The sequence below is a fragment of the Methylocella tundrae genome (genome assembly GCF_901905185.1).
GTDB classification, from domain to species: Bacteria; Pseudomonadota; Alphaproteobacteria; order Rhizobiales; family Beijerinckiaceae; genus Methylocapsa; species Methylocapsa tundrae.
In genome coordinates this window covers 1-387 of sequence record NZ_CABFMQ020000056.1, presented here as the reverse complement: position 1 = coordinate 387, position 387 = coordinate 1, and the positions used below count along the sequence as shown (strand labels likewise).

Annotated in this window: 1 protein-coding gene; it reads right to left on the bottom strand. The window is 69.8% G+C overall.

The window, feature by feature from the left end:
- The coding region (locus MPC4_RS05365; RefSeq protein WP_174511617.1) for an aminotransferase class III-fold pyridoxal phosphate-dependent enzyme at positions 1-387 on the bottom strand (387 nt) is incomplete at both ends.

Here is a 387-nt window from a genome sequence, read left to right as displayed (position 1 = left end):
ATGTGGTCCGCCTCCACGCCCCGGCCGAAGGTCTTGCGGTTGCCCACGATGCCGCCCACCGAGATGCCGCCGAAGTTCACGCCGTGGTAGCCCTTCTCGCGGCCGATCAGGCGCGTCTTGCTCGCCTGGCCCTTGGCGCGCCAGTAGGCGCGCGCCATCTTCAGGGACGTGTCGGCGGATTCGGAACCCGAGCCGGTGAAGAACACGTAGTCGAGCCCCTCGGGCGTCAGCTCCTTGAGCTTGTTGGCCAGCGCGAACGAGGCGGGATGGCCGAACTGGAACGCGGGCGAATAGTCGAGCGTGGCGGCGGCGCGGCCGATCGCCTCGGCGATCTCCTTGCGGCCATGGCCCAGGCCGGAGCACCACAGGCCCGACAGGCCGTCGAAG